Source organism: Enterococcus sp. DIV2379 (assembly GCF_050542965.1).
In the GTDB taxonomy this organism is placed as follows: domain Bacteria; phylum Bacillota; class Bacilli; order Lactobacillales; family Enterococcaceae; genus Enterococcus_D; species Enterococcus_D entomosocium.
This window is the reverse complement of the sequence record NZ_CP172938.1, coordinates 3,191,285-3,203,349: the sequence shown is the minus strand read 5'-3', so window position 1 is coordinate 3,203,349 and position 12,065 is coordinate 3,191,285. Positions and strand designations below refer to the sequence as shown.

Annotated in this window: 12 protein-coding genes; all 12 read left to right on the top strand. The window is 44.4% G+C overall.

Going from position 1 to position 12,065, the window contains the following annotated elements; all coding sequences use genetic code 11:
* Nucleotides 1–64: 64 nt before the first annotated feature.
* The 12 genes from IGI92_RS14670 to IGI92_RS14615 all read left to right on the top strand — a co-directional run bounded on the left by IGI92_RS14670 (nucleotide 65) and on the right by IGI92_RS14615 (nucleotide 12,057).
* Nucleotides 65–1,570, top strand: a complete 1,506-nt coding sequence (locus IGI92_RS14670; protein ID WP_301388138.1) for a phosphomannomutase/phosphoglucomutase — start codon at nucleotides 65–67, stop codon at nucleotides 1,568–1,570.
* A 19-nt stretch (nucleotides 1,571–1,589) separates the two neighbouring features.
* The gene (locus tag IGI92_RS14665) at nucleotides 1,590–1,793 is read left to right on the top strand and encodes a hypothetical protein (protein ID WP_005227790.1); all 204 of its coding nucleotides are present in this window, start codon (nucleotides 1,590–1,592) and stop codon (nucleotides 1,791–1,793) included.
* A 159-nt stretch (nucleotides 1,794–1,952) separates the two neighbouring features.
* Complete coding sequence (gene sapR / locus IGI92_RS14660; protein ID WP_005227794.1) at nucleotides 1,953–2,627, top strand: two-component system response regulator SapR; 675 nt, start codon at nucleotides 1,953–1,955, stop codon at nucleotides 2,625–2,627.
* Nucleotides 2,624–3,661: a two-component system sensor histidine kinase SapS gene (gene sapS, locus IGI92_RS14655; protein WP_008379296.1), complete on the top strand. Its 1,038-nt coding sequence runs from the start codon at nucleotides 2,624–2,626 to the stop codon at nucleotides 3,659–3,661. The genes sapR and sapS overlap by 4 nt, the downstream gene beginning before the upstream one ends.
* Before the next feature lie 115 nt (nucleotides 3,662–3,776).
* Complete coding sequence (locus tag IGI92_RS14650; RefSeq protein ID WP_008379298.1) at nucleotides 3,777–4,643, top strand: GRP family sugar transporter; 867 nt, start codon at nucleotides 3,777–3,779, stop codon at nucleotides 4,641–4,643.
* 23 nt (nucleotides 4,644–4,666) lie between these two features.
* On the top strand, nucleotides 4,667–6,052 hold the full coding sequence (locus IGI92_RS14645) for an APC family permease (protein ID WP_213354811.1): 1,386 nt from the start codon (nucleotides 4,667–4,669) through the stop codon (nucleotides 6,050–6,052).
* Nucleotides 6,053–6,324: 272 nt separating this feature from the next.
* Nucleotides 6,325–7,779 carry an ABC transporter permease gene (locus IGI92_RS14640; protein WP_060792591.1) on the top strand — a complete coding sequence of 485 codons (1,455 nt, stop codon included), beginning with the start codon at nucleotides 6,325–6,327 and terminating at the stop codon, nucleotides 7,777–7,779.
* Nucleotides 7,780–7,791: 12 nt separating this feature from the next.
* The gene (locus tag IGI92_RS14635) at nucleotides 7,792–8,466 is read left to right on the top strand and encodes an ABC transporter ATP-binding protein (protein ID WP_008379303.1); all 675 of its coding nucleotides are present in this window, start codon (nucleotides 7,792–7,794) and stop codon (nucleotides 8,464–8,466) included.
* Complete coding sequence (locus IGI92_RS14630; RefSeq protein WP_194188295.1) at nucleotides 8,459–9,772, top strand: PASTA domain-containing protein; 1,314 nt, start codon at nucleotides 8,459–8,461, stop codon at nucleotides 9,770–9,772. Before IGI92_RS14635 ends, IGI92_RS14630 begins: the two co-directional genes overlap by 8 nt.
* A gap of 41 nt (nucleotides 9,773–9,813) precedes the next feature.
* Nucleotides 9,814–9,972: a hypothetical protein gene (locus IGI92_RS14625; protein WP_301388126.1), complete on the top strand. Its 159-nt coding sequence runs from the start codon at nucleotides 9,814–9,816 to the stop codon at nucleotides 9,970–9,972.
* 73 nt (nucleotides 9,973–10,045) lie between these two features.
* Nucleotides 10,046–10,732, top strand: coding sequence for a response regulator transcription factor (locus IGI92_RS14620; RefSeq protein ID WP_140966112.1), 687 nt, complete (start codon nucleotides 10,046–10,048; stop codon nucleotides 10,730–10,732).
* Nucleotides 10,726–12,057 carry a sensor histidine kinase gene (locus IGI92_RS14615; protein ID WP_301388123.1) on the top strand — a complete coding sequence of 444 codons (1,332 nt, stop codon included), beginning with the start codon at nucleotides 10,726–10,728 and terminating at the stop codon, nucleotides 12,055–12,057. The genes IGI92_RS14620 and IGI92_RS14615 overlap by 7 nt, the downstream gene beginning before the upstream one ends.
* The last annotated feature ends 8 nt before the right edge of the window (nucleotides 12,058–12,065 follow it).

Sequence of the window (12,065 nt, the reverse complement as noted above, 5' to 3'; positions counted from 1 at the left end):
ATTTCATTTCCTTTTTTCTCTGGTATAATAAAATTGATTCCGGTTACAAGAAGGGGTGGAGGAAATGAACATCGTTGATTTGCAAAATGGTTCTGATATTCGAGGGATTGCGATCGCAACAGAAAAAGAACAGGTGACGCTGACGGAGCAAGCGGTTCGGCAAGTTGCTTCGGGCTTGTGCAACTGGTTGGAAACAAAGGGCAGCGGACCTTTTCGCGTGGCAGTCGGTCGTGACAGTCGCTTGAGTGGCGAAGCACTGCAAGAAGTGTTGATGGCACAGCTGCAGCAAGAAGGCGTGGCAGTGATCGATTGTGGCTTGGCAACGACACCAGCCATGTTTATGAGCACACAGTTTGCGGATTTCGACTGTGATGCTGGTGTGATGCTGACAGCGAGTCATTTGCCTTATTACTTTAATGGAATAAAAATTTTCAGCCGCCAAGGCGGTGCCGAAAAAATGGATATCCACTATATTTTGACCCACACTACCGTTCATGAGGCAGCGGAAAAAGGAAGCTATCAGCAAAAAGACCTGCTGACGCCTTATGCCCAAGATCTACTGCAAAAAATTCGCCAAGGGATGGGAACCAATGAGGAAAAACCTTTGGCTGGATTAAAGATCATTGTTGATGCAGGCAATGGTGCCGGCGGCTTTTTTGCTGAAAAAGTGTTGCTGCCGCTAGGGGCAGATACGAATGGCTCGCAATTTTTAGAACCGGATGGGCATTTTCCCAATCATATCCCTAATCCAGACAATAAAGAGGCGATGGCAAGTATTCGTGAAGCCGTCTTACGAGAACAAGCCGATCTAGGCATTATTTTCGATACCGATGTCGACCGCTCGGCTGTCGTGACCAAAAGCGGTGAGCCCTTGAACCGCAACAATATGATTGCTGTATTAAGCAAGATCATCTTAGCGGAACACCCTGGCACGCGTATCGTCACTAATTCACCAACCTCTAATCATTTAAAAACCTTTATCGAAGCACTGGGAGGGCAGCAAGTACGCTATATTTCTGGCTACCGCAATGTGATCAACAAAGCGATTGAATTGAATGAAGCAGGACTGGACACACAGTTAGCCATCGAAACCAGCGGGCATGCCGCGTTTAAAGAAAATTTCTTTTTAGATGACGGGGCGTACGTGATCGCCAAGCTCTTGATGATGCTGCCACAATTGCAACAGCAAGGCACGACACTGGATGAGCTGATCGCGGCGTTGCAACAACCCGCCGAGACCCAAGAATTGCGCTTTGCGATCCAAAAAGCCGACTATCAAGACTATGGTCGCCAAGTGATCGCGGATTTAGCCGATCATTTGCTGCCAGGCTGGCAGATCGATCCAGAAAATGAGGAAGGCATTCGCATCAACTTGACAGCGCCCTATGGCCAAGGCTGGTTCTTGCTGCGAATGAGCTTGCACGAACCACTGCTGGTGCTGCAGATCGAAAATGATGAAGCGGGTCATCTACCGGCAGTCGTTCAAGCAATCGGTCGCTTCCTATCGCAGTATGAAGCCATCGATCAAAGTAAACTGACACAGTTTTTAGCACAGCAACCAAAAATTTGAAGAAAAGCAGGGAACTAAAATGGTGATCTTGATGCTGCTGATCATGGCAGTGACGTATGGTGTGAATTTTTTCTTGTTTCGTTATTTGAACAAACGACCAAAAATCGATGTCGTTGAACGGTTATCAATGCTATTAGGTGTCAACATGAGTGTGCTTTTTTTCGATGGGATTTTATTGTTTATCGGAAAACTACTAATTGAGACTGTTGAGATCATCGAGTAACCTAGTCGTCCGTTTTTTGTTTGCCTCTTCACTGATTCCTCAGGACAGTGAAGAGGTTTTTTAGGGTTTGCTAAAAACGGCGATTAATGTTCGCATTCGTTTTTGATATTTGATAAAGTAAAGAGGAGAAAATTACGCAAAGTGAGGGAATTCACGGATATGGCAAAAATAATGGTAGTAGAAGATGAAGCGGTGATTCGCCAACTGATTATCGAAGAACTAGAAAAATGGCAGTTTGAGACCTTTGGCACGACGGATTTCCATCAAGTGTTGACTGACTTTGAAGAACAAGAGCCCCAACTGATTTTACTGGATATTAATTTGCCGGTTTTTGATGGCTACTATTGGTGTCAAAAAATCCGCGAAGCTTCCAAAGTACCAATCATTTTTATTTCCAGTCGCAATACCAATATGGATATGATCATGGCCATGAATATGGGGGCGGACGATTTTGTGACAAAACCTTTTGAGATCGACGTTCTGATTGCAAAAATCAATGCCTTATTGCGCCGTTCCTACAACTATGTAGAAAGCAGCAGCGAGACGTTAGTGCATAACGGTTTGACCCTCAATATCGACAACAGCAGCATGTATATCAATGGCGAAAGCATCGATCTTAGCAAAAACGAATACCGCCTGCTGTATATTTTGATGAAAAATCACGGCAAGATTTTAAGTCGTGAAAAACTCTTGCGGGCCTTATGGGATGACGAGCGTTTTGTAGATGACAATACCTTGACGGTCAATATCAATCGTTTGCGACGAAAAATCGAACAAGCGGGGATGAATGGCTACATTGAAACCAAGGTTGGTCAAGGGTATATCGTACCATGACAAAGTGGCGGGTTTTGCGCAGTTTTTTGAAAGATCGTTGGCTGCTGTTTATTGGCTGGCTGGTCTTTTTCGTGTTGACGGTCTTAGTTTTTTGGCTGACTCCTCATTCCCCGATGGATTGGGGTACAGTCGGCTATCTCTTTTTGATGCAAAGTGTCTTGATGGTGTTCTTTTTGGCAATCAGCTACTTATCTAAGCGGCGTTTTTGGCAAAAAATCACCCCCAAGCCCGGAGACAGCTTGCTGCAAAACTACTTGCAAGGAGCACGCTCGGCGGAAGAAGAACGGATCGAATCTTACATCAATCAGTTGATCCGAGAGCACCAAGAATTGATGCAGCAAGTCGTCAGCAATCAAGAAGAACAAAAGGAATACATCGATTCGTGGGTCCATGAAATCAAAGTACCTTTAGCCGCATCACGATTGCTTTTGCATTCGATCGAATTTGATATTCCAGATGAAAAATTCATCTTACTAGAAAATGAATTGAACCGCATGAACGAATATGTCGAGCAAGTCTTGTACGTCGCCCGTTTGGACAGCTTTTCAAAAGATTATCTGGTCCAAGAAATTTCATTGAAAGCCGTCATCCAGCCGGTTTTACGCAGTCAGGCAAATTATTTTATCCAAAAGAACCTGCACTATGCCGTTGAAGGTGAGGATCAGCAAGTGTTGACCGATGAAAAATGGCTCGGCTTTATCTTTCGACAATTGGTCAGCAATGCCGTTAAGTACACACCACAAAATGGGCAGCTGATAATTCGGATCGAAAAAGATGCCCAAGGAACCTATCTCCACTTGCAAGATAGTGGGATCGGCATTCCTAAAGAAGACATGCGTCGCATCTTTGATAAAGGCTTTACGGGCGAAAATGGGCGCCAAACGGACACCCACTCGACGGGATTAGGGCTCTTTTTAGCGAAAAGTTTAGCGAAGGAATTAGGCATCGAGCTAACGGCTTCGTCGACAGTTGGAAAAGGAACCACCATGACGCTGTTCTTTCCCTTGTTGAGTTATTATGAGGAAAAACGCTAATCTGCTTTTTTTCGAGTATCTTTTTGTGTTTTTTGACAAAAACCACTTGTCCCTAGAACGTTTTCACTGATACACTAAAGCCTGTGCTTAAAATTGAATGGTAAGGATGAATGAAATGGAGATACTCGTTGCATTAGTACCAATGTTTGCGTGGGGCAGCATTGGTTTAGTAAGTGCCAAACTTGGCGGGGATGCGAACCAGCAAACGCTAGGAATGACGATTGGTGCCTTTTTCTTTTCTCTGGTCGTATATTTTGTGACGATGCCAGTGATTGATGGAAAGGTGATTTTGATCGGTCTTTTGTCTGGTCTCTTTTGGTCCGTCGGTCAAAACGGTCAATTCCATGGCATGAAATATTTAGGTGTGTCTGTTGGATTACCGCTCTCAACCGGGATGCAGCTAATTTTAAATACGGTCGCCGGTGCATTGTTTTTTGCAGAATGGACACAGACCCGCGATTATGCATTAGGTGTTAGCGCATTGATCTTATTGGTGATAGGGGCTTATCTGACCGCTCGCCAAGATGGTGAAAGTCCGGTAGAAGCCGGCAGCAAGATGCTTGATTTTCCTAAAGGATTTCGGGCATTGATCTCATCCACGATTGGGTACGGCGCCTATACGATTTTGATTACTTGGGCAGGATTGGACCCATTGGCGATCATTTTGCCACAAAGTGTCGGGATGCTGATCGGTGCCAGCCTATTTGCTTTAAGAAAGACGAAGGTCGACCGTTTTGTAGGGAAAAATACCTTGTCAGGATTGTTATGGGGCATCGGCAATGTCTGCATGCTGATCACGGTTCAGCAAGTCGGACTAGCGGTGGGCTTCTCATTGTCGCAGATGGGAATCATCATTTCAACGCTAGGCGGGATTTTTATTCTCGGCGAAAAGAAAACCAAAAAAGAACTGCGGTATGTGGTGATTGGTTGTCTGCTGGTGATTATCGGCGGTGTTTTGCTGGGGTATATGAAAGCAACATAAACGTATATTTTTGAGGAGGAGTTATGGATTTATTTCGAAAAAAAGTCATACAACGGGAAAGTGTGACGAATTTAAAAAAAGAGTTGAAGTTAAAAGATTTGATTATGTTGGGGATCGGCGCCATTATTGGCACAGGTATCTTTGTTGTTACAGGGACTGCTTCTGCTGAGTATGCCGGACCGGCATTGATTCTTTCCTTTGTTGTAGCTGGTATCGTTGTTGTGTTATCAGGGCTTTCTTTTGCGGAATTTGCTTCTCGGATCCCTGTTTTAGGGGGCGCCTATTCGTATCTGTATGTCGTTTTTGGTGAATTTACCGCGTGGCTGGCAGGCTGGTTTTTGATTTGCGAGTTCTTATTGGCCGTTTCTTCGGTGGCATCTGGCTGGTCAGGCTATGTGCAAGGCTTCTTGGCCAGTGCGGATATCCATTTACCAACCGCTTTGACGGGCGGTTATGATCCAAGCAAGGGGACCTACATTGATCTGATTGCTGGTTTAGTCATTATTTTCGTAACCTTGTGGGTCAGCCAAGAAGCGAAAAAAGCGTTGCGTTTGAATAATGCCATGGTATGGGTGAAATTCGGCGTGATCCTCTTGTTTATCGTCTTTGGTGCCTTTTTCGTGGAACCAGACAACTGGCAGCCCTTTATGCCCTTTGGTTTTTCAGGCGTCTTTAATGGTGCAGCGTTAGTCTTCTTTGCTTTTCTTGGCTTTGATGCCGTCGCAATGGCGGCGGAAGAAGTTGAAGATGCAAAGAAAAATGTCCCTCGGGGGATCATTGGTTCCATTGCGATCGCAACAGTCCTTTATATCATTGTCACACTGATCATGACGGGAATCGTGCCGTTTGCTGAATTAGGAGTCAATGATCCGGTGGCTTTTGCGATGCGTTATGTCGGTCATGGAGTGGTCGGATCAATCATTTCCGTAGGGGCGATCTTGACCTTATTAACAGTGACGATCGCTATGATGTACTCCTTGGCGCGTCTGTTATATGCCATCAGTAAAGATGGGTTATTGCCAAAAGCCATGCAAGCCATCGATCCTAAGCATAAAACACCAAAGAAAGCGACCTACATCGCTGGTGTTTTTGCTTTCTTCTTTGCGGCAGCTTTCCCGTTGAATATCTTGGCAGAATTGACCAACATTGCGGCATTGTCGTATATGATCTTAATGTCCTTAGGGATCATCAAGCTGAGGAAGATGATGGGGCCACCTGCTAAAGGTGAATTTAAAGTACCTCTGGTACCTTTATTGCCTTTGTTGTCCGTTGCCAGCTGTCTCTTCTTGATGACCCGTCTAAAAACGGCGACCTGGATCGTTTTTGGGATCTCTTTAGTGATCGGAATCGCGATCTATTTTGTATATGGCTATCGTAATAGCGAATTAAATGAGAAAATTGACGAATAGGATTGTGAAAAGGCAAAGACCCGGATGCGGTTTTTGTCTTTTTTTATGTAAATATAGCCGAGCTTCCTATAAGCAGCGTTTTAGGAGGCTTTTTTTGTTATTCAAATAGTAGTCATTTCTGGTGCTGATCATTGCAACGACAGTCTTTCTTGATCAAAAGTCCTCTATGAATCTGCTTTTTTTGAGAAATTTTCCAAATGACAGATTCGCTAAAGGTTCATCCAGTATGCTTTTGTTAGAGAAAAAAGAGAGGATGTTGGCAATTGAATTATATGAAACGGGCATGGCTGAGTGTGACGAGAAAGCGAGGAAAATCTGCAATATTGTTTGCTGTTATTCTAATTTTAGGAAATGTAATCGCTGGCGCAATTGCGGTCAATCAGTCGACTCAAAATGTCGAAAAGCAGATCAAAAACCAATTAGGTTCCCTCGCAACGATCGATATCGACTATGAAGCCTTGATGGCAAATAGTGAGGGCGGCACAAGTATGGAGGAGATTCAGCCGCTGCCGGAGGAGCTGATCAAACAAATTGGCGAGCGCTCGGAAGTCAAACAGTATGACTATTTGCGAGAAGCAATGATTGCTGTTGATAAATTCAAACCCTATAGTTTTAGACCAGAAGTTGAAAACGAGAATATCATGGTTTCTGGAGGTATGGATTCTTGGGTCTATTTAACAGGAACCAATCTCTTACAACCGTTGGATTTTGAAGAAGATACGGTGAATTTAACACAGGGACGCTTCTTTACAGAAGAGGAACAGCGTACCGGAAAACGTGTAGGGTTGATTTCTGAAGAGGTGGCTCAGGAAAACGGCTTGACCGTTGGTGACACCATGGTATTAGATGGACAGTTTATCGATTATTCATCTGGTGGAGATCCAGAGAAACAAAAAGGCAATGATTATCCTATCGAAATCGTCGGGATCTTTAAAAATACCAGCTTAGAAAAAGCGAATGAACAAGGACAAGAGGGGGGAGTCAGCTCGTTTGCTTTTGATGATCGTCCCTTCAATCGGATCTATATGCCAAATGATGCTGTGAAAACGATTGTTGAAGAGGAACGTGCGGGGCGACAAGCGGCGTTTCCAGCTACAGACCCCGGATCTGACGAGGATTTCTTTACCCCGCAATTTATTTTGAATCAACCAGAAGATGCAGAACAATTCAAACAAGAGGTGACACCACTCTTGCCAAATGGCTATAAGGTCAATGCTTCTACGGATGAGTATGACCGTGTGGGAACCAGTATGAATCGCTTATCACAAATTTCCTCGTATGTCGTAGTGATTGCGGTGATTGCTTCCTTGATTATTATCTCCTTGATCATTGTGTTGTTTACCCGTGATCGTAAATATGAGTTAGGCATCTACCTTTCGTTAGGGGAACGCCGGAAATACGTGTTTGCACAGATTGTGATCGAACTCCTGTTGATTGGTGTCAGTGCAATGCTGATCTCCTTGGTTACAGGGAATATGCTGGGCAAGATGGTTTCTGAATCTTTGTTAGCCAGCAGTATGCTAGAGGCAAACCAGGCAGGGATGGAACAATTCTTTGTGGGGGCACCGAAAATCGACCAAGCGACGATCAACGAGGCGTTTCGCGTTCAATATACCTTATCTTATGTGATCGCCTTTTTAGCGACTGGGATCGTGACGATCTTGCTTTCGGCAGTGGTGCCGCTGTTGTACATTTTACGGTTGAATCCGAAAAAAATCATGCTGTAAGGAGCGATGAACATGGCAATTTTAGAAACAAAAGACATGACGTATTACTACCAAGATGGCGAGAATCGCCGGAAAATTTTAGATAAAACCAATATCTCCTTTGAAAAAGGCAAATTTTACACGATCTTAGGAAAATCAGGCTCAGGAAAGACCACTTTTCTTTCCTTGATCAGTGCATTGGATCAGCCAACCGATGGGGAAGTGTTTTTTGAAGAAAAAAATATCAAAACGATCGGTTATGAAGAATATCGCCGCAACAAAATCAGTCTGATTTTTCAAAGTTACAACTTGATCCCTTATTTGACGGCTTTAGAAAACGTCCTTGTTTCGATGGCGATTTCAGACAACAAACTCCCGGATCAGCACGATCAAATTGCGTATCGTTTGCTGGACTATATCGGCATCAATTCCACGAAAGCCGATCGTTTCGTCAATCAGCTTTCCGGTGGGGAACAGCAGCGGGTCGCCATCGCTCGTGCTTTAGCGACCAACGTTGATATCATTTTAGCCGATGAACCTACCGGGAATTTGGATGAAGGCATGGAACAAGAAATCGTGGATATTTTTAAAGAACTAGCGGCGATCCACAACAAGTGCATCATCGTAGTGACCCATTCGACCGAGATCGCCAAGCAGTCAGATCAGACTTTTTACTTAAAAAAAGGTGCGTTGACGGCCTATGAGTGATTTTTTATCGAAGTTTGAAGAAGAACCGAAACAGCCAGACAAGGAATCAGCAGCAGCCGAAGTACCTTCTTCCCGTGCTTCCCGAAAAGAAAAAGGTTCAGCTTCTTTAGAAGAGGGGATCGAACATGATCCCTCCTTCAAAAAGAAGCGGCGAAAAAAACGACTGCTAGGGTTAGCTGCCTTGCTTGGACTCTTTATACTCAGCGGCTTTTTATTTTTCCAATTGGCGTATGTCCGGTTGGATAACTTTGTGGACAAAGAGATCTCAGAGGTCAGAGAATGGGCAGCGGAACATGATCTTGCGGTTGATGTCACACCAGCCTATGATGAAGCCCCAGCCAATCAAGTGATCGCCCAAGCAGAAGCTGCCAGAAGTCGAGTCAGAAAAAGAAGCACTCTGCATCTAACCGTGAGCCAAGGACCTGATCCAGAAGAGAAATTGGCATTGCCAGACTTTATGGAAATGACGAGGGACGAGGCAGCAGAGTGGATCGAAAAAAATCAAGCAAGCAATTTGACGATCGTCGATGAATACCACGATGAGATCGAGGAAAAAGCACCGATTCGAGTAGAATTTACCAATAAAGAAGTCTCACGAGAGAACTATCATCGTCGAGATGTCGGACGAGTCTTTTATTCCAAAGGCGAAGAAACCTTTGAAAAAGATATTGAAGTACCAGACTTTAGTGATAAAACCCGTGCAGAGGTAGAAACATGGGGGAAAGCCCATGAGCTGGAGCTTGAAGTCAAAGAACAGGCTTCGGATACTGTGGAAGAAGGCAAAGTCATTGAACAAAGCGTGGCACCAAAAGAAAAAATCGCGAAACGGGATGCGTTTCAAGTAACGATTTCCCTAGGGAAAGGGGTCACCGTACCAGACTTTTCAACGATTTTACCAGATGATGCCCAGGCCGCTGTTGAGGGTGTCACTGTGCGGATGCGGATGCAGTTTACTCAGAGTCTGCCCTATGGACAATTGATCTCGCAAAGTGAGACCGCCGGGACCGTCTTAACCAGCAAAGATGACCAAGGCATTGAAGTCGTCTATTCGGCAGGTCAACCTTATATCAAAGATTACCGTCGAAGCGAGATCCTTGAAGGGGATCTGCAAAAACTCTTCTTTGATGAATTCCGTTCAAAAGGGGCGAACATCAGCTATCAAGTCCGTTATGTCAATTCAGCAGAACCCTACGGGACAATCGTGGGGATGAGCAAGTTCAATCAGTTTTTACCGTTAGAAGATACGATTACCTTCGATATCAGCTTAGGCAATCAGACAGCCCCAGCGGTTACTGATCCAGAATAGTCGAGCGGATTTATCGATGACCTGCAAGAAGGAGGAAACCCATGCGTCATCAAGAGAATTTTCAAGACCTTAGGAAAAAGCTGTTTGTGTTTTTACTAAGCGGTATGGTAGCATTGTTGCTACACATGTGGATTCATCAAACAAGTGTACACATGCGGATCGTTTCAACAGAACGTTTTATTGGAGAACAATTGGAATGAGTCTATAGGAATGATTGTGCTTACTGAAAAGTGACTGAAAAAGAAATGATGAGTGCAAAAGGGGGACTGACCAATGCGGATTTTATTCGTAGAAGATGAGCCATCGATCGCAGAAGCTGTTGCCAGCTTATTGAAGAAACAACATTATTCCGTCGATTTGGCCTTTGACGGCGAAACCGGATTAGATTATGCAGCGAGTGGTGTATATGACATTCTCGTTTTGGATATCATGCTGCCCAAAATCGATGGAATCACATTGCTAAAGACGTTACGCAAGCAAAATATTCGCACGCCGATCATTATGTTGACGGCCAAAAGCGAAGTCGATGACAAAGTACTCGGCTTGGATGCAGGGGCAGATGATTACTTGACGAAACCCTTTCAAATGAAAGAGTTGCTGGCACGGATTCGTTCGCTAGGCAGAAGAAAAGATTTGGATTATCAAGAAGACCAGTTAGCCTTTGGCAACGTGGGCTTAGATCGTAATGAGCTGCAGTTAGCCACGCCTAGCAATCAAGTGGTGTTGTCACCCAAAGAAATGAAACTGATGGAACTGTTCTTATCTAGACCCAAAGTGATCTTATCAAAAGAAACCATCATCAATAAAATTTGGGGCTTTGATCCCGATGTGGAAGAAAACCGCGTTGAAATCTATGTGTCTTTGCTGCGGAAAAAATTGGCACTGCTTGAAGCAGATATCGGCATTCGCACGATCCGTAATGCGGGGTACATTTTGCAGAGCAAGGAGCCGCCATGTTAAAAAAATTGCGAAATAAAATGCTGTGGTTCAATATGGCACTGATCTCGATCATTGTCTTAGGTGCCTTTACCTTTATCTATATTTTGAATGCCACCCAAATTGAAAACGAGATCCAATCGCTCGTCTCGCAAGAATCAAATCTCCTAGCTGCAGCACCGTTAGATGAGGAAGAAGTGCGTCAATCACTGGCAGACCCAGAATATCCAATGATTTTGACTGTCATCAATAGTACGAGTGACGTCAGAGAAATTGGCTTAGTTGTCAGCGATCAAGTCGACGTTGAGATCCAAAGTGATGATGAGGGTGTCGATGAGAGCGAACTGTATGCCGCTTTGGTCGATACAGCAACGAAGCAAGGAGCAGTACCAAACGAGGTGAAGTTGAATGATCGTTATTGGCGCTATTCCCTCTTTTTGGTAGCTTCTTTCAGCCATTATTCCATCAATAATGAGTCAATGGGAATGTACTCTACCAGTATCAATAGCTATGAGCCGTATTACCAAGTAATGTTTTTTGATGTCACCGATTATAAGACCAGTCTGAGAAATCTAAGAAACACGCTTTTGCTCATCGGCGTTTTAGCTTTAGCCAGTATTTATATCGCTAGTTTTTATGTGGCCAATCGAGCCTTGCGACCGGTGGAACTGGCTTGGCGCAAACAAAAAGAGTTTGTTTCTAACGCTTCCCATGAGTTGAAAACACCACTGGCGATCATTCAAGTCAATGCTGAGGTATTAGCTGGCAGTCCAGAAGAAACCTTGGAAAGCCAGATGAAATGGCTGAAAAACATTCAGTTAGGTTCCGAACGGATGGATGAGCTAGTGAATAGCTTATTGCTGTTGACCAAATTCGAAAGTGCCGAACAAGAAATGGTGCGTTCTTTGATCGACGCAGTTCAAGTCGTGCAAAGTGTTTATCAAAGCATGGAGGCGATTGCGCTGGAAAAAGGGATCCACTATCAGGAACAGATCGCTAAACAGGTGCACCTTGAAAGCAATGAGCAAGCCTTGCGGCAATTGACCATGATATTGGTAGACAATGCCTTGAAATACACGCCCGCTGGAGAAACAGTCAAAGTGGCCCTAATCGAACGGCAACGAAAGACAGTATTGCAAGTCTCCAACAGTGGTTGTCTGATCCCCGAAGAAAAAATTCCCTATGTCTTTGACCGCTTCTACCGCGGGGATCCTTCTCGCAACCATCAAGACGGTGGCTATGGGTTAGGTTTAGCCATCGCCAAAGCCATCACAGAAATGCTGGAGGCGCAAATCAGTTTGACGGTGGATCAAGACGGCGTCAATCACTTTGAAGTTTCATTTCATTGAGATTTGAT